This is a genomic window from Streptomyces sp. NRRL F-5122 (assembly GCF_001507435.1).
Taxonomy (GTDB): domain Bacteria; phylum Actinomycetota; class Actinomycetes; order Streptomycetales; family Streptomycetaceae; genus Streptomyces; species Streptomyces lannensis.
This window is the reverse complement of sequence record NZ_LMWH01000205.1, coordinates 57,903-79,683: the sequence shown is the minus strand read 5'-3', so window position 1 is coordinate 79,683 and position 21,781 is coordinate 57,903. Positions and strand designations below refer to the sequence as shown.

General features: G+C 70.2%; 15 protein-coding genes. 7 read left to right on the top strand and 8 right to left on the bottom strand.

All coding sequences use genetic code 11. The annotated features are described in order from the left end of the window. Window positions 1-3 precede the first annotated feature (3 nt). Window positions 4-276: a hypothetical protein gene (locus ADL25_RS49795; RefSeq protein ID WP_234380971.1), complete on the top strand. Its 273-nt coding sequence runs from the start codon at window positions 4-6 to the stop codon at window positions 274-276. Between the two features lie 70 nt (window positions 277-346). Here the strand turns inward: ADL25_RS49795 and ADL25_RS20165 are convergent, their stop codons facing one another. Further along, on the bottom strand, window positions 347-3,544 hold the full coding sequence (locus ADL25_RS20165) for a tetratricopeptide repeat protein (RefSeq protein WP_059129161.1): 3,198 nt from the start codon (window positions 3,542-3,544) through the stop codon (window positions 347-349). Between the two features lie 253 nt (window positions 3,545-3,797). Here ADL25_RS20165 and ADL25_RS20160 point away from each other — a divergent pair, with 253 nt between their 5' ends. From ADL25_RS20160 to ADL25_RS20140, 5 genes are all read left to right on the top strand, one after another. After that, window positions 3,798-5,837 carry a thioredoxin domain-containing protein gene (locus ADL25_RS20160; protein WP_059129160.1) on the top strand — a complete coding sequence of 680 codons (2,040 nt, stop codon included), beginning with the start codon at window positions 3,798-3,800 and terminating at the stop codon, window positions 5,835-5,837. Window positions 5,838-6,030: 193 nt separating this feature from the next. Further along, window positions 6,031-7,308, top strand: a complete 1,278-nt coding sequence (locus tag ADL25_RS20155; RefSeq protein WP_059129159.1) for a glycosyltransferase — start codon at window positions 6,031-6,033, stop codon at window positions 7,306-7,308. Then, window positions 7,305-8,948 carry an ArnT family glycosyltransferase gene (locus ADL25_RS20150; protein WP_059129158.1) on the top strand — a complete coding sequence of 548 codons (1,644 nt, stop codon included), beginning with the start codon at window positions 7,305-7,307 and terminating at the stop codon, window positions 8,946-8,948. The genes ADL25_RS20155 and ADL25_RS20150 overlap by 4 nt, the downstream gene beginning before the upstream one ends. Beyond that, on the top strand, window positions 8,945-10,141 hold the full coding sequence (locus ADL25_RS20145; protein WP_059129157.1) for a glycosyltransferase: 1,197 nt from the start codon (window positions 8,945-8,947) through the stop codon (window positions 10,139-10,141). Before ADL25_RS20150 ends, ADL25_RS20145 begins: the two co-directional genes overlap by 4 nt. Before the next feature lie 92 nt (window positions 10,142-10,233). Beyond that, the gene (locus ADL25_RS20140; RefSeq protein ID WP_079050482.1) at window positions 10,234-12,609 is read left to right on the top strand and encodes a galactose oxidase-like domain-containing protein; all 2,376 of its coding nucleotides are present in this window, start codon (window positions 10,234-10,236) and stop codon (window positions 12,607-12,609) included. Here ADL25_RS20140 and ADL25_RS20135 read toward each other — a convergent pair. The 4 genes from ADL25_RS20135 to trhA all read right to left on the bottom strand — a co-directional run bounded on the left by ADL25_RS20135 (window position 12,606) and on the right by trhA (window position 16,497). Further along, on the bottom strand, window positions 12,606-13,382 hold the full coding sequence (locus ADL25_RS20135; protein ID WP_059129155.1) for a Mut7-C RNAse domain-containing protein: 777 nt from the start codon (window positions 13,380-13,382) through the stop codon (window positions 12,606-12,608). The genes ADL25_RS20140 and ADL25_RS20135 overlap by 4 nt on opposite strands. Window positions 13,383-13,407: 25 nt before the next feature. Then, a complete protein-coding gene (locus ADL25_RS20130) occupies window positions 13,408-14,067 on the bottom strand; it encodes a TetR/AcrR family transcriptional regulator (RefSeq protein WP_059129154.1) in 660 nt (219 codons plus the stop codon). Then, the gene (locus ADL25_RS20125) at window positions 14,064-15,629 is read right to left on the bottom strand and encodes an MFS transporter (RefSeq protein WP_059129153.1); all 1,566 of its coding nucleotides are present in this window, start codon (window positions 15,627-15,629) and stop codon (window positions 14,064-14,066) included. Before ADL25_RS20125 ends, ADL25_RS20130 begins: the two co-directional genes overlap by 4 nt. Before the next feature lie 154 nt (window positions 15,630-15,783). Beyond that, window positions 15,784-16,497 carry a PAQR family membrane homeostasis protein TrhA gene (gene trhA / locus ADL25_RS20120; RefSeq protein WP_059129152.1) on the bottom strand — a complete coding sequence of 238 codons (714 nt, stop codon included), beginning with the start codon at window positions 16,495-16,497 and terminating at the stop codon, window positions 15,784-15,786. Window positions 16,498-16,805: 308 nt separating this feature from the next. Here trhA and ADL25_RS20115 point away from each other — a divergent pair, with 308 nt between their 5' ends. Continuing rightward, a complete protein-coding gene (locus tag ADL25_RS20115; RefSeq protein ID WP_059129151.1) occupies window positions 16,806-18,629 on the top strand; it encodes a phosphoenolpyruvate carboxykinase (GTP) in 1,824 nt (607 codons plus the stop codon). Window positions 18,630-18,855: 226 nt separating this feature from the next. Here the strand turns inward: ADL25_RS20115 and ADL25_RS20110 are convergent, their stop codons facing one another. From ADL25_RS20110 to ADL25_RS20100, 3 genes are all read right to left on the bottom strand, one after another. After that, window positions 18,856-19,443, bottom strand: a complete 588-nt coding sequence (locus tag ADL25_RS20110) for a tetratricopeptide repeat protein (RefSeq protein ID WP_059129150.1) — start codon at window positions 19,441-19,443, stop codon at window positions 18,856-18,858. A 259-nt stretch (window positions 19,444-19,702) separates the two neighbouring features. Beyond that, window positions 19,703-20,125 carry a hypothetical protein gene (locus ADL25_RS20105; RefSeq protein WP_059129149.1) on the bottom strand — a complete coding sequence of 141 codons (423 nt, stop codon included), beginning with the start codon at window positions 20,123-20,125 and terminating at the stop codon, window positions 19,703-19,705. A 101-nt stretch (window positions 20,126-20,226) separates the two neighbouring features. Further along, window positions 20,227-21,438 carry a pyridoxal phosphate-dependent aminotransferase gene (locus ADL25_RS20100; protein ID WP_059129148.1) on the bottom strand — a complete coding sequence of 404 codons (1,212 nt, stop codon included), beginning with the start codon at window positions 21,436-21,438 and terminating at the stop codon, window positions 20,227-20,229. Window positions 21,439-21,781: the final 343 nt, after the last annotated feature.

The following is a 21,781-nucleotide window of genomic DNA, read 5'->3' as shown; positions in this document are numbered from 1 at the left end:
ACAATGCCTGACATGAGCGCAAGCGCGAGCCTGGCAATGACGCACCTCGTCACCTTCGCCGAGGTGGACCAGAACAAGGTCACTCCCGGTGTCCTCGGCTTCATCGTCTTCGCGGCGATGGCACTGGCGGTGTGGCGCCTGATGAAGTCCATGAACAAGCACATGGGCAAGGTGGACTTCCAGGTGAACGCCGAGGACGACACCTCCGGCGGCGCCGAGAAGGCCGGCCGGCAGGACCCCGGCTCGGTCGGGGCGCCCAAGACCCAGCGGGGCTGAGGCCCCCACCGGGGTTTCCCAGGGGCTGTGCACGGCGGACGCCGGGCGCAGCCCCCGTTCGGGGTGCCCGTCAGCGCCCGGCGGTCATCGGCACCCCCATGACCTCGCGCGCGTGCCGGCCCGGCACCATCCCCAGGCGCCACGCCTGCCAGCCGCCCTCCAGACTCACACCCCGCTCCAGCAGCAGCCCGTACGCCCCGACGTAGTCGTCCAGCTTGTCGTCCCTCGCCGGGTGGTACGCGCGTGAGAGCTGGGCCAGTTCCTCCTGGGCGACCGCCGCGCCCACCTCGGCCCCTCCCGGTGAGGCGTAGGGCAGGAGGGTGCAGCGCAGAAAACGGGCCCAGTCCTCGCCCCTGCGGTCGCCGTAGGAGGTGAACAGGTCCACCGCCTCGTCGCACAGGGCCAGCGCCTGCTGCGTACGGGCGTTCCCGGCGTCCACGACCGCCAGCTCCAGGCACGTCCAGGCCTCGCCGTGGGCCACACCGATGCGCTGGAAGTCCGCCTTCGCGTCCACCAGCAACTGGCGGGCGAAGCCGGAGTTGCGCAGCGAGCCGGTCCTGGCCGCCCGCTGATCCCGGGTCACCCGCGCCGAGTGATGCCGGGCGCAGGCCAGGCCGTAGACGTCCCGCATCCGCGAGAACATCGTCCGTGCGCGCTCCAGATCACGGACCGCCTGGTCGAGGTCGCCGGCCTCCTCGAGGGCCTGCCCGAGGTAGTAGACCGTCCAGGCCTCACCGCGCGCGTCCTCGTTCTCCCGGTGGCGCGTGGCGGCCCGGCGCAGTTCCTCGGCCGCCGCGGACGTGTCGCCGGCGAACAGGCGGGCGCGGGCCAGCTGGGTCAGCGCCCAGGCCTCGCCGCGCGCGTCATGGGTGCGGGTGTACAGATCCAGCGCGGTGCGCAGCTCGCTCTCCGCGCGCGGCACGTCCCCCATGCGCAGGGCGAGCTGGCCCAGCTGGAAGTGCGCCCAGGCCTCGCCGTGCACCGACTCGTTCTCCCGGTGCAGGACCAGGGCCCCGGTGAGCAGCTCCAGCGCCTGGTTCAGCCGTGCCCGGTCGCGCTCCACCGCCGCGAGCGCGTGCATCGTCCACGCCCGGTCCGCCGCCAGCTCGGGGGCGGCCTGGAGATCCATCGCCTCCTGGAGCTTCGCCGCGGCCTCGGTGAGGTTGCCCTGGTGGTGGAGGGTGATGCCGAGCGAGCACAGCGCCCTGGCGGCACCGGCGTCGTGGTGCGCCTCGAAGTACAGGTCCACCACCGCGGCCAGTGTCGTCCGTGCCTTGTCCAGCTCGCCCAGCTGGCGTGCCGCGATGCCCGTGCGCCACTGCACCGAGCGCACCAGAAGACCTTGGTCGACGGCCTGTGTCAGCTCGCTGATCTCACCCAGGCGGTAGAGGTCGCCGCGCAACAGGCAGTAGTCGCACAAGGCGCCCAGGAGGTTCAGCACCGCCGCCTGGTCGACGCCCTCCGCGTGCCGCAGGGTGGCGGTGATGAAGCTCGACTCGTCGTCGAGCCAGCGCAGCGCGGCGTCCAGGGAGGTGAAGCCGTGCGGTCCGAAGCGGTCCGAGCGGGTCGACATATTGCCGTCCACCAGGCGCAGCACCGAGTCCGCCAGCTCCGCGTAGTTGACGATCAGGCGTTCCTGCGCGGCCGTGCGCTCGGCCGGCTCCTCCTCGTCGAGGAGCCGTGCCTGTGCGAAGCCCCGCACCAGGTCGTGCAGGCGGTAGCGGTTGCCGCGGACGTGGTCGATCAGACCCGCGTCGGCCAGCGTCTGCAGATACCGGGCCGCGTCCTGATCGTCGGTGGCCAGCAGGGCCGCCGCCGCGGCCGCGCCCAGTGAGGCACGGCCCGCCAGCGCCAGCCGGCGCAGCAGCCGCCGGGCCCCCTCCGGCTGGTCGGTGTAACGCAGCCACAGGGCGCGCTCCACCGGTCCCACCGGCCCGTAGGCGGCGAGATCCGCGGCCAGTCGGCGAGGGGAGCGCGGGCCGAGTGACGAACCGGCGATGCGCAGCGCCAGCGGCAGTCCGCCGCACAGCTCCCTGCTGCGGTCGGCGGCCTCGGCGTCGTACGGCCCCGAGCCGTCCTGGGCCGCCGCGTTCAGCAGTTCCTCCGCGCCCGCGGCGTCCAGCGCCCCGACCGGGAGCTGGTGGACATGGGCCGGCAGGTCCTCCGGCAACTCCAGGGGCTCCCGGGAAGTGACCAGCACCAGACTCTCGGACCGTTCGGGCAGGAGGGTGCGCACCTGCTCCGGGTCGAAGGCGTCGTCCAGCACGATGGTGACCGGCAGGTCCGTCAGGTGCTGGTGGTACAGCTCGCCCAGCCGTTTGACCTGGTGGTCGGGGGCGGAGCGCTCACGGAACAGGAGCTGCTCGCGGGGCGCGCCGAGCCGGTTGAGCAGATGGAGCAGGGCGTCGCGGGTGGACAGTGGCTGCTCATCGGTGCTGTCCCCGCGCAGGTCCACCACGCAGGCGCCGCGGAAGTGGTCCTTGAGGTCGTGTGCGGCGTGGATCGCGAGCGATGTGCGTCCCGAGCCGGGTGGACCGTGCAGCACGACCACCGACGGCTTGGTCTCGGTGCCCGCACGGGCCGACCGTACCCACTGCCGGATCCTGTCCAGTTCCGTGCGCCGGCCCGCGAAGGAGCCGACGGGGTCGGGAAGTTGACCGAAGGACTGCTCGAGCACCGTGCGCCTGAGAGCTGCCGCGCTCTTGTCCGTGCGGCGCAGCCGGGGCGAGGCCTTCGCCTGCGTGGTCGAGGTGAGCACCTTCTGCTGGTCGAGGAACGGGCGGATGCCGCGCACCTCCAGGGCGGTCAGCCACTGCAGGCGCAGTTGCTCGGGGCCGCCGGGCCGGCCGAGCTCACCGGCCCGCCGGCTGGCCGCCGGCAGATGGGACGCCGTCACCTTGGCCACCGTGGCCGCGGCGCCCACGACCGCGACGGTGGCCCCGGTGCCCAGCGCCGTGCCGCTGTCCGTGCCCAGCGCGAGGTCCGCGACACAGGCCGCGACCGCGGCGACGGCCGCCACCAGGAGTGCCGTCCCCGCACCCTCCTTCGCGTACCGCTGCCCGAAGGTCAGCCGGCCGGCCTCCGCCTCGTCGAGGGCCCGCGTGTACACCTCGTACTCCTCCGAGGCCGTCTGCGCCATCGCGTCGAGGGCTCCGCGCGCCCGCGACAGCAGGACGGTCCCCTCCGTGCGGCCGCCCGAGCGGCGCACCTCCTCCTCAACGGCCCGTGCCAACAGCCGCTCGGCTTCAGCCCGATGGCTGTCCCGCATGTCACGTCCCCCTCCGGCGTCAACTCCATTGTTTTTCAGTGTCCTTCGAGGACGGCGTCGGCGCGAGGGTGCCGACGATCAGGATTCGGGTCCGGTTACACCATCACCCGTGCCTTGCGTGCGGCCGTCTCACGGATGCCGGGGGCCACCTCGTGAAGGATCCCGGCGCGCGGTGGGACTCCTGGGTGCGGCCGCTGCGAAGTCGATCACGTCGCGGTGCGATCGAACGGGCCGTGTCGGGCAGGATGGAGGTATGCCGAACCGACTGGCTCATGAAACGTCCCCCTACCTCCTCCAGCACGCCGACAACCCGGTCGACTGGTGGCCCTGGTCGGAAGAGGCTTTCGAGGAGGCACGGCGTCGCGATGTGCCCGTACTGCTGAGCGTCGGCTACTCGAGCTGCCACTGGTGCCACGTCATGGCGCACGAGTCGTTCGAGGACGGGGCGACGGCGGCGTATCTGAACGAGCACTTCGTGAGCGTCAAGGTCGACCGCGAGGAGCGACCGGACGTGGACGCCGTGTACATGGAGGCCGTCCAGGCCGCCACCGGCCAGGGCGGCTGGCCCATGACCGTCTTCCTCACCCCCGAGGCCGCGCCCTTCTACTTCGGCACGTACTTCCCGCCCTCCCCCCGGCACGGCATGCCCGGCTTCCGCCAGGTCCTCGAAGGCGTCCGGCAGGCCTGGGCCGACCGGCGGGAGGAGGTGGCGGAGGTCGCCGGGAAGATCGTGCGGGATCTCGCCGGCCGGGAGCTGCAGTACGGCGACACGCGGACCCCGGGCGAGGACGAGCTCGCTCAGGCGCTCCTCGGCCTGACCCGGGAGTACGACCCGCAGCGCGGCGGCTTCGGCGGCGCTCCCAAGTTCCCGCCCTCCATGGTGCTGGAGTTCCTGCTGCGCCATCACGCCCGCACCGGCTCCGAGGGTGCCCTCCAGATGGCGCAGGACACCTGCGAGCGCATGGCGCGCGGTGGGATCTACGACCAGCTCGGCGGCGGTTTCGCCCGCTACTCCGTCGACCGCGACTGGGTCGTGCCCCACTTCGAGAAGATGCTGTACGACAACGCCCTGCTGTGCCGCGTGTACGCGCACCTGTGGCGGGCCACCGGCTCCCGGCTCGCCCGGCGGGTCGCGCTCGAGACCGCCGACTTCATGGTGCGCGAACTGCGCACGAAGGAGGGCGGGTTCGCCTCCGCGCTCGATGCCGACAGCGACGACGGAAGCGGCCGCCATGTCGAGGGGGCCGCCTATGTGTGGACCCCTGCGCAGCTCGAGGAGGTGCTCGGTCCCGAGGACGCCGAACTCGCCGCCCGCTACTTCGGCGTCACCGACGAGGGCACCTTCGAGCACGGCAGCTCTGTTCTCCAACTGCCCCAGCAGGAAGGCGTGGTCGACGCCGAGCGGATCGGGTTGATCAGGAGCCGGCTGCTCGTGAGCCGGGCGGAACGCCCCGCACCGGGGCGGGACGACAAGGTGGTCGCGGCCTGGAACGGTCTGGCCGTCGCGGCTCTCGCCGAGACCGGCGCGTACTTCGACCGCTCGGACCTCGTTGAGGCCGCGATCGGCGCCGCCGACCTCCTCGTGCGGCTGCACATGGACGAGCGCGCTCGTCTGGCCCGTACGTCGAGGGACGATCGGGTCGGTGCCCACACAGGGGTGTTGGAGGACTACGCCGACGTCGCCGAGGGCTTCCTGGCGCTTGCCTCCGTCACCGGCGAGGGCGTCTGGCTGGAGTTCGCCGGGTTCCTGCTGGACCATGTGCTGGTCCGCTTCACCGACGACAGCGGTGCGTTGTACGACACCGCTGCCGACGCGGAGAAGCTGATCCGCCGTCCTCAGGACCCCACCGACAACGCCACCCCGTCCGGCTGGACCGCCGCCGCCGGGGCCCTGCTGTCCTACGCGGCGCAGACCGGATCCGAACCCCATCGCACCGCGGCGGAGCGGGCGTTGGGCGTGGTCAAGGCGCTCGGACCGCGCGTGCCCCGCTTCGTCGGCTGGGGGCTCGCCGTCGCCGAGGCGTTCCTCGACGGTCCCCGTGAGGTCGCGGTCGTCGGTCCGGCTCTCGATGATCCCGCCACAAGGGCCCTGCACCGCACGGCACTTCTGGGCACCGCCCCGGGCGCGGTGGTGGCGGTGGGCACTGCGGGGAGCGGGGAACTGCCGCTTCTCGCCGACCGGATTCCGGTGGATGACGAACCGACCGCGTACGTCTGCCGCAACTTCACCTGTGACGCCCCGACCACCGACCCGGAGCGGCTGCGCAACGCCCTGAGCTTCAGGGAAGGATGACGGAAGATCGGACTCCGGTGGCATGACCGGTCCCGGCCCGGAGCAGATCCCACCAGAAGGGCGTCCATCCCGAAACGCACTATTTATCTGAAGAGCTCCAGGACTTCACAGTTCCCACCTAGTCTCTCCATCGTTCCGCGACACGTGTGCCACGTTGTCGCGGCAGGGGGTATTGGGGATCTGGGGGGATCTGTTGCTGACGTCTGTCTTCATAGCTGCTGTTTCGCTGGCTTTGTTCTGGATGGCCGCTTTCACCCTGTGGTGGCAGATGCACGCGTGGCGTACGCCCGAAGTGCTGGCCTCCACCCGGTTCGGCAGCCCGGACGGTGGTGAGCACCTGTCCTTCTCGCTGCTGCTGCCTGCGAGACATGAACAGGCCGTGCTCGACCACACGATCCAGCGGCTGCTCGAGTCCACGCACGCCGACTACGAGATCATCGTCATCGTGGGGCACGACGACCCGGAGACCGCCGAGGTCGCCCGGAAGGCCGCGGCCCGCGACGGGCGCGTCCGTGTCGTCGTCGACCACCACGAGAGGAAGAACAAGCCGAAGGCCATGAACACGGCGCTGCCGCACTGCCGCGGCGACGTCGTCGGGGTCTTCGACGCCGAGGACCAGGTGCATCCCGAGCTGCTCGCCCACGTCGACCACGCGTTCCGCACCACGGGCGCGGACGTCGTCCAGGGCGGGGTGCAGCTCATCAACTTCCATTCCAGCTGGTACAGCCTGCGCAACTGCCTGGAGTACTTCTTCTGGTTCCGCTCCCGGCTGCATCTGCATGCGCAGAAAGGGTTCATCCCGCTCGGCGGCAACACCGTCTTCGTACGGACCGACGTCCTGCGGGACGCCGACGGCTGGGATCCCGACTGCCTCGCCGAGGACTGCGACCTCGGAGTGCGGCTGTCCAGCGTCGGGAAGAAGGTCGTCGTCGCCTACGACTCCGACATGGTGACCCGGGAGGAGACCCCGGGCTCGCTGATGTCGCTGCTCAAGCAGCGCACCCGCTGGAACCAGGGCTTCCTGCAGGTCTACCGCAAGAAGGACTGGAAGCAGCTCTCCGGCTTCGGGCAGCGCCTGCTCGCCCGTTACACGCTCATGACCCCGTTCCTGCAGGCGTTCTCGGGTGTCGTCATCCCGCTCAATGCCGCGATCGCCCTCTTCCTGGACGTTCCGGTCGGCATCGCCTTCCTCACCTTCCTTCCTCTCGTCACGGCCGCCGTGACCTTCGTGTTCGAGGTCGTGGGGCTCCATGACTTCGGCAAGCAGTACAGGCTGCGTGTTCGCTTCATCCACTATGTGAAGCTCATCGTGGGCGGCCCCTTCTACCAGGTGCTCCTCGCAGGCGCCGCCGTCCGTGCCGTATGGCGCGAACAGCGCGGCCGCAACGACTGGGAGCTGACCAGCCACGTGGGCGCGCATCTGACCGCGGCCGACGTGATCCGCCCGTCCCGAGAGGACGTTGCTGCGTGACCTCCACTCTTCCCGCGGCGACCGGCACCGAGGTCGCCGCGCAGGACACACGTGTCCCCGTCACCGTCCCGGCGCCGCGTCCGGCGTTCCGTTTCCGCAGCTCCCGTCCCGATCTGATCGTGTGCGGACTGCTGCTCGCGGCGATCCTCGCGGTGCAGGGCTGGAACATCACGGCCTATCCGACGCTCAGCGACGACGAGGGCACCTACCTCGCCCAGGCGTGGGCCGTGCAGAACGGCCACGGGCTTGCCCATTACACGTACTGGTACGACCACCCGCCGTTCGGCTGGGTCCAGATCGCCCTGCTGACCTGGATTCCCGCCCGCATCGCTCCCGAACTGATGACGGTCGGCTCGATGCGGTTCGTGATGCTGCTGGTCAGCGCCGTGAGCGCGGTCCTTGTCCATGTCCTCGCCCGCCGCCTGCTGCTGCCGGTGTGGGCCGCCGGGCTCGCCATGGTCCTCTTCGGTCTCTCCCCGCTGTCGGTGGTGCTCCAGCGCGAGATCTTCCTCGACAACATCGCGGTGATGTGGACGCTCCTCGCGTTCACCCTGGCCGCCTCCCCGAGCCGTCATCTGTGGCACCACTTCGGGGCCGGCCTCGCCGCGGCTGCGGGCGTCCTGACCAAGGAGACGATGCTCGTCGTCCTGCCCGCCGTCTTCCTGACCATGTGGCGCCACAGCCACCGGGACACGCGGAAGTTCGCGCTCACCGGCGCGGTCACCGCCTGCGCCCTGATCGGTCTGTCGTACCCCCTGTTCGCCCTGCTCAAGGGGGAGTTGCTGCCCGGCGCGGGCCATGTCTCGCTGTGGGACGGCATCATCTACCAGATGAGCAGGGCCGGGTCCGGGTTCATCCTCGACCCCCACTCCGGTTCGTACGGGGTGCTGCACTCCTGGCTCTACTACGACCGTGTGCTGCCGCTCGGCGGGCTGGCCGGTGCGCTGCTGGTCCTGCTGACCTGGCGCTGGTCGGTCACGGCGCGGGCGCTGGCCGGGCCGGCGCTCGCGGTCGCGATCCTCACCCTGGTCGCGATGCGGCCGAGCGGCTATCTGCCCGCGATGTACGTCATCCAGGCTCTGCCGTTCCTGGCGCTGGTCCTGGCGGGCAGTGCCGCGAGCGTCGTCCACCTGGTGCTGAACAGGTGGCGCGGCGGGGCCGGGCGGCGCTCCGTGACCTGGCTGCGGTACACCCTGGTGGCGCTGCTGGTGGCCGCCGCCGGGGTCTATGTGGTGCCGCGCTGGTACGACGGCGACCGCACCGCCGTCACCGCCGACGCCAACGCCCCCTACCGGGGGGCCTCCCACTGGCTCACCCACAAGGTGCAGGACCCGGAGCACACCAGGGTCCTGGTCGACGACGCGCTCTGGCTCGACCTCGTCCACGCCGGATACCGCCCCGGGCTGGGCGTCATCTGGTTCTACAAGGCCGACCTCGACCCGGCGGTCACCAGGACCATGCCGGGCGGCTGGCGTGCCCTGGACTACGTCGTCGCCTCCCCGACGGTACGGCGCGACGCGGTCGACCTGCCGAACGTCAAGGCCGCGATCGAGCACTCCACGCCGGTCGCCACCTTCGGCACCGGTGACGACCGGATCGAGATCCGCAGGATCGACCAGGCCACGGGAGGCAACCGATGACGCACGAATCCACCGTGCCCGGGGAACTCGGCGATCCGGCCGTACGGGCCGCCGAGGTCCCCGAGCCGGGCGCCGTCACCATCGTCGTGCCCACCTTCAACGAGTCGGCGAACATCCGGGAACTGCTGCGGCGGATCAACGAGTCGGTGCCCGGCCGGCTTCCCTGCGAGGTCGTGTTCGTCGACGACTCCACCGACGACACCCCCGACGTGATCTTCCGTGAGGCGCAGGACTGTCCGTTCCCGGTCACCGTGCTGCACCGGGAGGAGCCGGTCGGCGGGCTCGGCGGGGCGGTGGTCGAGGGTTTCAAGGCGGCCGGTTCCGACTGGATCGTGGTCATGGACGGGGATCTTCAGCATCCGCCGTCCCTGGTACCTGAGTTGGTCGGCACCGGCGAGCGCGCGAACGCCGGGCTCGTCGTGGCTTCCCGTTACATCAAGGGCGGCAGCCGTGCCGGACTCGCGGGCGGCTACCGGATCGCCGTCTCGCGCGGCGCGACCTGGCTGACCAAGTCGCTGTTCCCACGCAGGCTGCGCGGCATCAGCGACCCGATGAGCGGTTTCTTCGCAATCCGCCGCAGCGCGGTCACCGCGGAGAATCTTCAGCCGCTCGGTTACAAGATTCTGTTCGAGCTGGCCGTGCGCAGCAGACCGCGCCGGGTCACCGAGGTGCCGTTCGTCTTCCAGGACCGGTTCGCCGGCGAGTCCAAGTCGAGCGCACAGGAGGGCTTCCGCTTCCTGCGCCATCTGCTCGGGCTGCGCACCGCCTCGCCCGCGGCGCGCATGGTGGCCTTCGGGCTGATCGGCGCGACCGGCTTCGTACCGAACCTGGTCGGCCTGTGGGCGCTGACCAAACTCGGTCTGCACTACGTGCCGGCCGAGATCCTCGCCAACCAGTTGGGCCTCGCCTGGAACTTCCTGCTCATCGAGCACCTGCTGTTCCGCGAGCGCCGCAGGCACCGCCGCTGGTGGGACCGGGTGGGCCGGTTCGCGCTCCTCGCCAACGCCGACCTGTTGCTGCGCATCCCGCTGATCGCGCTGCTGGTGCACGACTTCGGGATCGGAGCCCTGCCCGCCACCGCGCTCGCGCTGGTGATGACGTTCGTCCTGCGTTTCGTGGGGACCGAGGCGCTGGTCTATCTGCCGCGCCGTGGCGGCGGCAAGGGCCGCAGCGCCGCGAAGGCCCACAGCTGAACCGCGCCCGTCGGTGCGAGCCGCAGAGCTAGGAGATCCATGTGAAGACCGTAGGAAGACTCCGTATTCTCCGCAGACGCAGAACCGCCCTGATGGCTGTGACCGGCCTGACCATGGGCCTGATCCTGACCTCGCCGCAGCCCGCGTCGGCCGCGAACCTCGTCAAGAACCCGGGCTTCGAGACGGCCGGCGGCGACGGGATGCCGTACTGCTGGGAGAGGTCCGGCTGGGGGGACAACGACTTCACCTTCACCACCACCGGTGACGCCCACTCGGGCGGCAAGGCCATGAAGGTCGAGCTGACCCGCCGTGTCGAGGGCGACCGCAAGGCGCTCATCACCGAGTCCGCGAGCTGCGCGCCCGTGGTGACGCCGGGCGAGCAGTACGACCTCTCGCTCTGGTACAGATCGACGACCCCCGACACCGCGGTCACCCTGTTCCGGCACGACGCGAGCGAGGGCTGGCAGTACTGGACCGACCTCAAGACGCTGGACATGAGCGCGGGCTGGGCACAGGCGAGCGTCCGCACACCCGAGGTGCCGTCCGGGACCGACATGATCACCTGGGGCGTCTCGGTGTACGGCACCGGGTCCGTGACCACGGACGACTACACGATGGAACAGGTGGCCGATGCACCGCCGCCCGCGCAGTGCACGGGGACCGCGGACCAGTGCGCGAACGGCAGCTGGTCGGTGCTGCCCACGCAGAACCCGGTCCGTTCGATGCACTCGGTCGTCCTCAACAACGGCAAGGTCCTGCTGATCGCGGGTTCCGGCAACAGCGAGGAGAACTTCGCCGCGGGCACCTTCACGAGTGCGGTCTACGACCCGTCGAACGGCTCGTACAAGGTGATCCCGACCCCGAAGGACATGTTCTGCGCCGGGCACGTGCAGCTCCAGGACGGGCGTGTGCTCGTCATGAGCGGCAACAAGGCCTACCCGGTGTTGGGCGGTCACGGCTACGAGGGGTTCAAGGACTCGTACATCTTCGACCCGAAGACCGAGACGTACACCAGGACCAACGACCTCAACGACGGGCACTGGTACCCGTCGGCGACGGAACTCGGCAACGGCGACGTGATCTCCTTCGGCGGGCTGCGCGAGGACTCCACGGGCTCGGTGACGGCCGAGTACTGGTCGGACGCCGAACAGCAGTGGCTGCCGCTGTGGAAGGTCAACCAGACCTGGTCCTACTGGGGCCTGTACCCGTCGATGATCCTGATGCAGGACGGCCGCCTGTTCTACTCGGGCAGCCATGTCTTCGGCAACAACATCCCCGGCACCGGCTCGGCGATCTACGACTACGGCGCCAACACCATCACGCAGATCCCGGGCCTGCAGAACAAGGACGAGCGCGACCAGTCGGCGAGCGTGCTGCTGCCCCCGGCCCAGGACCAGAGGGTCCTCACCATCGGCGGCGGCAACATCGACTCCAACCCGGACGCCAACCGCCTGACGGACATCATCGACCTCAAGCAGGCCGACCCGCAGTACGTCGCCGGGCCGCCACTGCCGCAGGGCACCGTCGACCTCGGCGAGGGCCCCGTCGCCGAGACCGGCGACCAGGGAAAGATGTACGTCTCCGCGGTGCTCATGCCCGACGGCAAGGTCCTGGAGACGGGCGGGGGCCTGCACAACCGGGCCGATCCCGTCCACGAGGCGTCGATCTTCGACCCGGACACCTCCGCCTTCGACCCGGTGGCCGCCGACCCGGAGTCCCGCGGCTACCACTCCTCCGCCTTCCTGCTGCCGGACGGGCGCATCATGGCCACCGGCGACAACCCGGGCAACGGCACGTGGAACCACAACGTGTCGATCTACTCGCCGCCCTACCTGTTCAAGGGCCCACGACCGACGATCACCTCCGTGATCGACGACGAGTGGACCTACGGCACCACGCAGCGCATCACCGTCGACCGGCCCATCGCGAAGGCTGAGCTGATCCGCCCCGCGGCGGTCACCCACTCCTCGGACCCCAACCAGCGGTTCGTGGACCTGCCGTTGTCGGTGGACGGCGCCAACGTCGACCTGAACGTGACGAGCAACCCCGACCTGGCGCCGCCCGGCTGGTACATGCTCTTCGCGGTCGACGCGGGCGGTGTCCCGTCGGTGGCCAAGTGGGTCCACCTCCAGGGCCCGGCCGCGCTGAGCGCGGACACGGCCTCGGCACACGTCCACTCCTTCGCCGACTCCCTGGAGGGCGGCACCGCGGCCCCGGCGAAGAAGCGCACATCGCAGAAGGTCAGCACGACCCTCTCCGGCTGCGACCGGCACTACGGCTCGGTCAACGTGTGCGTGCCGACGGTGTTCCCGCCTCAGGTGAGGAGGACGACGGCGGAACGCTGTGCCTGGCTCGCTGCGAACGACTACGGGCGCCTGAAGGTCAACGGAAAGGACGACCCGCTCGGCCTCGACCCGAGCAAGGACGGGGTGGCCTGTGCGAAGGGTGACGTGAGGGCGAAGCGCTAGGACCCGTCGCCCGGAACATGCCGGTGTCCGGACGACAGACCCCGGGTCCGGCTCGGGAACTCGGTGAGGGCGCGCTCCACGATGGCCTCCAGCTGTTCGTGGTGCGCGCCCTTCCAGTAGGCGCGCCCGCACGCACCGCACTGAGCGAAGACGTCGTACGACCGCCGGGTGCCGTGTTCGAGCTGGTCGGAGACCTCCTCCTTGGTGGCGTCGCGGAGCTGTCCGTTGCAGGCGGTGCACCGCGTCCAGGGCCGCAGCACCGGTGCGAACCGGTGGAGCACGTCGCGGAGTTGTTCCTCGGGCCGGGTGCTGTAGACGAACGCGCCCGCCCACAGCTCGCGGCGGCGCAGCAGCCCGCGGTCGCGGCTGAGCATCACGCGCCGCTCGGCCGCCGACCGGGCGGCGAGCGCCGGGTCGCCGATGTCGGTGGACTCGTAGGCCGCGTCCACGCCCAGCAGCCGCAGCCGGCGGGCCAGGGTGCCGAGATGCACGTCCAGCAGGAAGCGCAGCGGTGCGCCGGGCACCTGCTGCGGGCGTTCGACGGGCCGTACCTCGATGGACTCTCCGGCGGCCGGAAGATGCGAGGGGGCCGCGGCGCGGCCGTCCACGACGAGCGTCCCGACCTCGGTGAGCGGCACGCCCAGCGACTCGACGACATGCCCGAGGGTCGAGGAGCCGTCCGTGACGACCTTGGTGGCAGGCCCGCGCCGCCCGTGCGGGACGAAGAGGCCCAGCTCGGGGGCGAACGCGATGTGGATCTCGGGTCCGTTCACCTGGTCAGGATGGCACGTGGGCGGCTCAGGAGGCCTCCGGATTCCGCGGGGAGAGTCCGTGCTCCAGCACGTCCAGGGTGCGCTCGGCGTACTCCGCGATGTCGCCCTGCTGTCCGTGCTCGGCCCAGTAGCGCGAGGCCTCCATCAACGCGCCGACAAGACCCATGCAGTACACGCGCACCTCCAGGTCGCCGGGGGCGCGCCCGGTGCGCTCGGCGACCACGCGGCACATCATCTGACCGGTGACGGACATGCTCTCGCCCATCCGCGCGCGGACCGCGGGCACCTCGACCATGAGACGCCCGCGCAGTGCCATCTCCTCGCGCGTCTCGTACTCGCCCGACAGACTCCGCTCGACCGCGGTGCGCATCAGGAGCCGCAGGGACCGGGACAACGGCTCGTCGGCCGGGCGCGAACGCAGTTCCTCCTCCAGGATCGGGTCGTACTCGTCCGTGACGACGATGTCCTCCTTGGTGGGGAAGTACCGGAACACCGTGGACGGGGAGACCTCGGCCGCCTCCGCGATCTGCTCGATGGTCGTGGCGTCGTACCCCTGTTCCTGGACGAGCCGGTACGTCGCCTTGCGGATCGCCATACGAGTCTTGATCTTCTTGCGCTCGCGGAGCCCCAGCCGGGGTTCGGGGCTGTCGGGCGAGCTGTGTGCGGTGGCGGCCATGGTCGTCATTGTCGGGCATTCTCCGGGTCGGTGACCATGTCGGGGACCTCCCCGGGCAGGGCCGCCTCCGGCTTCGGGTTCGGCACCAGGGCCGCCGCGAGCAGCGCCGTGGCCAGCGCGGCGATACCGCTGACCAGCAGCACAAGACCCATGCCGTGGACATAGGCGGCGTCGGCGGACGCGGCCAGGGCCCGGTCACCGAGCCGGCTCGCGACCACATGGGCGCCGACCACGGAGTCGGAGGCGGTTGGTGCGACCGTGCGCGGGAGGGCGGAGGTGTCGAGCCGGTCGGCGTAGGTGCTTGCCAGCAGCGAGCCGAGCAGGGCGATACCGATGGCGCCGCCCACCTGGCGGACCGTCATCAGCAGCCCGGAGCCGCTGCCCGCCCGGTCGCGGGGCAGTGCGCCGAGCGCCGCGTCCATCGCCGGGACCACGGCGAAGCCGAAACCGAGGCCCGCGATCGACAGCCACAGCGCGGTGAAGCCGTACCCGTCGTGGACCGTCGTCCGGCTGCCGAGGAACGCGGCGAAGGCGAGCACGACCAGCCCCGAGCTGATCACCGCGCGCGGCCCGAACCGCGCGACGACCGGGGCCGAGCCCCGCGCGGCGACGAGCAGCCCGCCCATCATCGGCAGCATCCGCACCCCGGTGGCGAGGGCGTCGTGGCCCAGGACCGCCTGGAGGTACTGCGGCAGCACGAACATCAGTCCGGACAGCACGAACATGACCAGGGTCGCGGCGAAGGTGTTGGCCAGGAAGCCCCGGTGGGCGAGCAGTGACAGGTCCAGCATCGGACGGACGCTGCGGCGCTCGCGCACGACGAGCAGGGTGATCAGCACCGCTGCGGCGGCGAATAATCCGAGGATCAGCGGATCGCCCCAGCCCCGGTCGGGCGCCTCGATGATCGCGTAGATGAGGACGCCGAGTCCGGCGGCGGTGAGGGCGGTGGAGACGGCGTCCACCTTCGGGGCGGAGGGATCGCGGGTCTCGGGCAGCAGCAGGACGCAGGCGGTGATGCCGATCGCCGCCATCGGGACGTTGATCAGGAACACCGAACCCCACCAGAAGTGGTCGAGCAGCCAGCCGCCGATGATCGGTCCGAGCGGCAGGCCCAGGGCGGACGCGGCGGAGACGGCGCCGACCGCCCTGGGCCGCTCGTCGGGCCCGAACAGCGAGGGCAGGACGGCCAGCGTCAGCGGCATCACCAGCGCTCCGCCGATCCCCATGACCGCACGGGCGACGATCACGGAGGTCACGTCGTCGACGAGTGCGCCGGCCAGCGAACCGGCCAGGAACACGGCAAGTCCCGCGACCAGCATCCGGCGCCGCCCGAACCGGTCGCCCAGCAGGCCCGCCGGGAGCATCAGTGCGGCGAAGACGACGATGTACGCGTCCGCCATCCACTGTTGCTCGCCGGTGGACGCGCCGAGGTCCCGGGCCATCGTCGGGAGCGCCACGTTGAGGATCGTCATGTCGAAACCGAGCACGAGCATGCTCGCGACCAGGGCACCCAGCGTCCACCAGCGGCGCGGGTCGCGCCGTGTCTCCGTGTCTTGAATGACAGCAGCCATGAAATGAGAGTAGCTCTCAAAAACATGCTTCTGTCAATGATGAGTCACTGTCGTAATGGGGGGGTCGGCCCATGGCCGCCGAGTCGGCTTCGGGCACACGAAAGGGCCGCGGCTCGGGAGCCGCGGCCCTGGTGAACGGGTTGGTCGCCAGGTGTCACCCGTGCTGGTACGCCACCAGGGAGATCCCGACGTAGTGCACGACGAATGCCGCAAGGGTGAAGGAGTGGAAGACCTCGTGGAAGCCGAACCAGCGTGGTGACGGGTTCGGTCGCTTGATCCCGTAGATCACGCCGCCGGCGCTGTAGAGCAGTCCGCCGACGATGACGAGGACCAGAACGGCGATGCCACCGGTGCGCATGAAGTCGGGGAGGAAGAAGACGGCCGCCCAGCCCATCGCGATGTAGCAGGGGGTGTAGAGCCAGCGCGGGGCGCCGACCCAGAAGACGCGGAAGACGATGCCGGCCGCGGCGGCGCCCCAGATGCCCCACAGCAGCCACCGGCCCTTCGTGCCCGGCAGGAGCAGCAGGGTCAGCGGGGTGTACGTGCCGGCGATGATCAGGAAGATGTTCGCGTGGTCGAGGCGGCGCAGGACCCCGTCCATGCGTGGGCCCCAGTTGCCGCGGTGGTAGAGCGCGCTGACACCGAAGAGCAGACACGCCGTCAGGACGTAGATGCCGCAGGCGAGTCGGCCCCGGGCCGAGTTGGCGAGGGCGGTGAGGACCAGGCCCGCGACGATGACCGTCGGGAACATCCCGAGGTGCAGCCAGCCGCGGAGCTTCGGCTTGACCTGTTGGGGCAAGGAGAGCGCGACGGGACTGCGGCCGGCTGCCGGCGAGTCCGTGGGCGCGTCGGGGACGGACGCAGTCATGGGCCGCATCGTACCTACGGAACCGTAAGTTACGTATCAAAGTGCGATCGATATCACCCGTAGTGTCCGGGCTGTGGCGAAACATGGGCCACGCAAAAAATCGTTCAGCTGAACTCTACGTGCACGCAAAGAAGCCCGGGCACGCGTGGCGATCCTCACTCCGCTCAGGTGTGACGTCCTCTGGACAGATGGGCAATCTCGTCGGATGATCAAATGAGTGCGGTCGGCACCGGATGAGCGGCTACGAAGCATCCGGGTCGCAGCCCCCACGGGGCACTCAACAAAAAACCCCTCATCTAGGAGCGATCGTGGCGCGCGAGAACGCGGCTCCCTCAACCGTCCCCACCCAGCACAAGGAACTGATCTCGTGGGTCAACGAGATCGCCGAACTGACCCAGCCGGACAGCGTGGTCTGGTGTGACGGATCCGAGGCCGAGTACGAGCGCCTCAGCGAGGAGCTCGTGCGCAAGGGCACGTTCAGGAAGCTCGACCCGATCAAGCGCCCGAACTCCTACTACGCGGCATCCGACCCGACCGATGTCGCCCGGGTCGAGGACCGGACGTTCATCTGCTCCGAGGAGGAGAAGGACGCAGGTCCGACCAACCACTGGAAGGCGCCCGCCGAGATGCGGGAGATATTCCAGGGCGAGGAGGGCCTGTTCCGCGGCTCCATGCGCGGGCGCACGATGTATGTGGTGCCGTTCTGCATGGGCCCGCTCGGCTCCCCGCTCTCCGCGATCGGGGTGGAGATCACCGACTCCGCGTACGTCGCCGTCTCGATGCGCACCATGACGCGCATGGGGCAGACGGTCCTGGACGAACTCGGCTCCGACGGCTTCTTCGTCAAGGCCGTCCACTCGCTCGGTGCCCCGCTGGAGTCCGGCCAGAAGGACGTCGCCTGGCCCTGCAACCAGACCAAGTACATCTCGCACTTCCCCGAGTCGCGCGAGATCTGGTCCTACGGCTCCGGCTACGGCGGCAACGCACTGCTCGGCAAGAAGTGCTACGCCCTGCGCATCGCCTCCGTCATGGCGCGCGACGAGGGCTGGCTGGCCGAGCACATGCTCATCCTCAAGCTCACGCCCCCGCAGGGCGAGTCCAAGTACGTGGCCGCGGCCTTCCCGAGCGCCTGCGGCAAGACGAACCTCGCCATGCTGGAGCCGACGATCTCCGGCTGGACGGTCGAGACGATCGGCGACGACATCGCGTGGATGCGGTTCGGCCAGGACGGCCGCCTGTACGCGATCAACCCCGAGGCCGGCTTCTTCGGTGTCGCTCCCGGCACCGGTGAGCACACCAACGCCAACGCGATGAAGACGCTGTGGGGCAACTCCGTCTTCACGAACGTCGCCCTCACCGACGACAACGACATCTGGTGGGAGGGCATGACGGAGGAGACCCCGGCCCACCTCACGGACTGGAAGGGCAACGACTGGACGCCCGCGTCCGGGACCCCCGCCGCCCACCCGAACGCCCGGTTCACGGTCCCGGCCGCGCAGTGCCCGATCATCGCGCCCGAGTGGGAGGACCCGAGGGGCGTGCCGATCTCGGCGATCCTCTTCGGCGGCCGCCGCGCCAGCGCCGTGCCGCTGGTGACGGAGTCCTTCGACTGGAACCACGGTGTGTTCCTCGGTGCCAACGTCGCCTCCGAGAAGACCGCGGCGGCCGAGGGCCGGGTCGGCGAGCTGCGCCGCGACCCCTTCGCCATGCTGCCGTTCTGCGGCTACAACATGGGCGACTACATGGCCCACTGGATCGAGGTCGCCAAGGACAAGGACCAGTCCAAGCTGCCGAAGATCTACTACGTCAACTGGTTCCGCAAGAACGACGAGGGCTCGTTCGTCTGGCCGGGCTTCGGCGAGAACAGCCGGGTCCTGAAGTGGATCGTGGAGCGTCTGGCGGGCCGGGCCGAGGGCGTAGAGACGCCGATCGGCGTCCTGCCGACGCGGGATGCGCTGGACACGAAGGGTCTGGAACTGTCGGAGTCCGACCTCGACTTCCTGCTCACCGTCGACAAGGACGTGTGGCGCGAGGAGGCGGCCCTGGTTCCCGAGCACCTCAACACCTTCGGCGACCACACTCCGAAGGAGCTGTGGGACGAGTACCGCGCGCTGGTGCAGCGCCTCGGCTGACGTCCCCCTCCGCATGAACTCCGCGGCCGGTCCGGCTTTGCCCTGACCTGCGACGTCGTCAAGACCGGCCGCGGTGACGGCAGTACGGGAAGACGTGGGGCCCGCCCCGTACAACGGCGTACGGGTGCGGGCCCCATGCCCTTCGTGTCCGCCGTGGTGCGGTGCGTCTCCCCGGCACCGCTCCCACGTCCGCCGCCCTCGCCGCGGAGCACCGCCGACGTCCGCTTCACCTGCGCACGCGGCCCAGGTACCTGCGGAACGGCCCGGGCACCTGCGAACCCAGCGATGGATCGTCCGCGACGGCGCGACGGAACTGGATCTCGGCCTCGTCGTCACGGTGCTTCTGCGCGAGGAGCAGCCCGAGTTGGAGACGGGCCGCCGCGTTCTTCGGCCGGGCGGTGACGGCACGTCTGAGGAGCCCGATGGCTCGGTCGGGTTCGCTCGACCTCAGCAGCATCGCCTCGTTGAAGAGGGCAGGTCCGTATGACGCATCGATGTTCAGCGCCTTGTCGAAGGCCGCGCGTGCGTCCGCGGTCCTGCCGTCGCGTTGCGCGATGACCCCCAGGTGGTACCAGGCGGCCTTGTTGCGGGGGTCGAGCTCCAGCACGTGCCGGTAGGCGCGGGCCGCGCTCCTCGGGTCCTGCTGCTGTGCGAGTGCGCCCATCAAAAGCGCGTCTGCCTTCCGGGTCCTCGACTCCGCCGTATCGGCCCGGGACTGCCGGGTGGCCGGCTGGGACTGCACGGACCAGACCGTCACGCCGACGGCCGCCGTCGCCGCACCGGCGAGCGCCGCCCGCCACAGCCTGCGCTTCATAGCGTCACATCTCGTCGAACGGGCCGTCGTTTCCGCAGACGTTACGAGGAGTTGCAGGAACGCCGCCGTTCGGCGGGCACTTCGGCACGGCGGACCACTCGAATGGATTTCGTTCAGAACGAGATCCCTCGGACGGGACACAGTCGCACCGAACCCAGGTTCGGGCGGGCGCACTTTCATGGCGCCCGGTCCGCGCGTCGCTGCGGGTGCACGCGGACCGGGGCCGAACTGGGGGAGCCGCGTGGACCGGCTCGCAGGGTCAGCCGGCGGCGATCGGTTCCCGCGGCTCGCCCAGCGCGGCGGTGTGCGCGTCCATGCGCTGCGCGGACAGGATCGCCGCCGCCGTGTCGGCGCGGGACGCCGCGACGACCAGGGCACGGCCGGCCAGCGTGTGGGCGCGCCGGTGAAGCGCCGCGATGTGGGATTCGTCGATGTGCGCACTGCGCGCCGCACGGACCGGCGGCACACCCCTCAGCCGCGCCACCTGCGCGGCGAGCCGCTCGGCGGCCCTGTCCAGGTCCGCCGACGATTCCAGCGCGCGCAGCTCGTCCGTCACCGTGAGCAGGGCGGCCAGATGGCCCGCGAGCTGGATGTCCAGCTCCTCCTCGCGTGAGCGGTGCGGGAAGTCGGGGGTGGTGCCGGCCGTCGTGTGGACCGACTTGGTGCGGATCGGTTCGTACATGGGACGGCCTCCTGTGCTCTGACAGGAAACCATCTTAGCTTGGATTTCGTCTAAAGTTGAGCCGGATCGTAAAACTGCCCCGCGAGCTCGCTCGGCGGACGTCAGGGCTGGCCGTAACCGTCGAGGAAGTTGCCGATCCGGGTGATCGCCGATGTGAGGTCCCCCACGGTCGGCAGTGTCACCACGCGGAAGTGGTCCGGCGCGGGCCAGTTGAAGCCCGTCCCCTGGACGACCATGATCTTCTCGCGGCGCAGCAGGTCGAGGACCATCTGCCGGTCGTCCCTGATCTTGAAGACCTTGGGGTCGAGGCGGGGGAAGAGGTACAGCGCGCCCTTCGGCTTCACGCACGTCACACCGGGGATCTGCGTCAGCAGGTCGAACGCCGCGTCCCGCTGCTCCTTCAGCCGCCCGCCCGGCAGTACCAGTTCGTTGATCGTCTGGCGACCGCTGAGCGCCGCCACCACGCCGTGCTGGCCCGGCATGTTGGCGCACAGCCGCATGTTCGCGAGGATCGTCAGACCCTCGATGTACGACGCCGCGTGCGCCCGGGGGCCGGAGATCGACATCCAGCCCACCCGGTAGCCGGCCACCCGGTACGCCTTCGACATGCCGTTGAAGGTGAGGGTCAGCAGGTCGGGGGCCACGGCGGCCGTCGGGGTGTGCGTCGCGCCGTCGTACAGGATCTTGTCGTAGATCTCGTCGGAGCAGACGAGGAGGTTGTGCCGGCGTGCGATGTCCGTCAGGCCGCGGAGCATCGCCTCGTCGTAGACGGCGCCCGTGGGGTTGTTGGGGTTGATGATCACGATCGCCTTGGTGCGGTCGGTGATCTTGCGTTCCACGTCCGCCAGGTCCGGCATCCAGTCCGACTGCTCGTCGCAGAGGTAGTGCACGGCCGTGCCGCCCGAGAGCGACACCGCGGCCGTCCACAGGGGGTAGTCGGGCGCCGGTACGAGCACCTCGTCGCCGTCGTCCAGGAGGCCCTGCATGGCCATCACGATCAGCTCGGAGACGCCGTTGCCGATGAAGACGTGCTCGACGTCCGTCTCGATGCCGAGCGTCTGGTTGTGCATGACGACCGCCCGGCGGGCCGCGAGCAGCCCCTTGGCGTCGCCGTAGCCGTGCGCCGAGGAGACGTTGCGGAGTATGTCCTCGAGGATCTCGGGCGGGCACTCGAAGCCGAAGGCGGCCGGGTTGCCGGTGTTCAGCTTGAGGATGCGGTGCCCCGCCGCCTCGAGCCGCATCGCCTCCTCGAGAACCGGACCCCGGATCTCGTAGCAGACATTGGCGAGCTTCGTGGACTGGATCACCTGCATGTCCGTGAGCTTACGACCGCGTAATGCCTCGCGCCCCGTGTTGTCCGCCACGTGGGACGGCGGAAAGGCGACGAGCCGGCGCCGGTGATCAAGGCCCGAACCGTCATCGCCCCCTTGATGCGAGGCCATGGCGTGGGTGCGGGCGGTCCGGCGGCGGGGGCGCACGGTGCGGGCACCGCGAGCCGAGCCACAGGCGTCCGTACCGCCGTCGGAGTGCATCGGGCGCGGCGAACCCGGAATCCGGGAGGCCGACGGCCACACTCTCGATCCACCTCGGCCCGGCCGAAAACAGCTCCTTGCCCACGCATGCCCCTCCGCTGACAATGCCCATGACAAACCGATG

Excerpts from the sequence above, each read along its gene's own strand:
- ADL25_RS49795 (WP_234380971.1), top strand. The coding sequence starts at position 4 with ATGCCTGACATGAGCGCAAGCGCGAGCCTGGCAATGACGCACCTCGTC.
- ADL25_RS20165 (WP_059129161.1), bottom strand. The coding sequence starts at position 3,544 with ATGCGGGACAGCCATCGGGCTGAAGCCGAGCGGCTGTTGGCACGGGCC.
- ADL25_RS20160 (WP_059129160.1), top strand. The coding sequence starts at position 3,798 with ATGCCGAACCGACTGGCTCATGAAACGTCCCCCTACCTCCTCCAGCAC.
- ADL25_RS20145 (WP_059129157.1), top strand. The coding sequence starts at position 8,945 with ATGACGCACGAATCCACCGTGCCCGGGGAACTCGGCGATCCGGCCGTA.
- ADL25_RS20140 (WP_079050482.1), top strand. The coding sequence starts at position 10,234 with ATGGCTGTGACCGGCCTGACCATGGGCCTGATCCTGACCTCGCCGCAG.
- ADL25_RS20130 (WP_059129154.1), bottom strand. The coding sequence starts at position 14,067 with ATGACGACCATGGCCGCCACCGCACACAGCTCGCCCGACAGCCCCGAA.
- ADL25_RS20125 (WP_059129153.1), bottom strand. The coding sequence starts at position 15,629 with ATGGCTGCTGTCATTCAAGACACGGAGACACGGCGCGACCCGCGCCGC.
- trhA (WP_059129152.1), bottom strand. The coding sequence starts at position 16,497 with ATGACTGCGTCCGTCCCCGACGCGCCCACGGACTCGCCGGCAGCCGGC.
- ADL25_RS20110 (WP_059129150.1), bottom strand. The coding sequence starts at position 19,443 with ATGAAGCGCAGGCTGTGGCGGGCGGCGCTCGCCGGTGCGGCGACGGCG.
- ADL25_RS20105 (WP_059129149.1), bottom strand. The coding sequence starts at position 20,125 with ATGTACGAACCGATCCGCACCAAGTCGGTCCACACGACGGCCGGCACC.
- ADL25_RS20100 (WP_059129148.1), bottom strand. The coding sequence starts at position 21,438 with ATGCAGGTGATCCAGTCCACGAAGCTCGCCAATGTCTGCTACGAGATC.